Raw genomic sequence first — 343 nt, 5'->3', positions numbered from 1 at the left:
GCCGGGGCGCAATGTCCGGGCAAAATCAGGTTTAAACCGTTCGATACTGGATCAGGGCTGGTATGAAATGCGCCGCCAGCTTGAGTACAAGCAGCTCTGGCGTGGCGGTCAGGTGCTTGCTGTTCCGCCAGCGTACACAAGCCAGCGTTGCGCGTGCTGTGGTCATACAGCGAAAGAAAACCGCCTGTCACAAAGTAAATTCAGATGCCAGGTATGTGGATATACAGCGAACGCCGATGTAAATGGCGCTCGTAACATTTTAGCGGCGGGGCACGCCGTTCTTGCCTGTGGAGAGATGGTGCAGTCAGGCCGCCCGTTGAAGCAGGAACCCACCGAAATGATT

The 343-nt window shown here is 55.7% G+C and carries 1 protein-coding gene; it reads left to right on the top strand.

Translation table 11 applies throughout. The features are described 5' to 3' along the window. The coding region (locus tag BGK49_RS18740; protein ID WP_146628142.1) for an RNA-guided endonuclease InsQ/TnpB family protein at nucleotides 1-343 on the top strand (343 nt) is incomplete at both ends.

This window comes from Shigella sp. FC1544, assembly GCF_001722145.1.
Classification (GTDB): domain Bacteria; phylum Pseudomonadota; class Gammaproteobacteria; order Enterobacterales; family Enterobacteriaceae; genus Escherichia; species Escherichia coli.
This window is presented reverse-complemented; position numbering and strand designations above follow the sequence as displayed.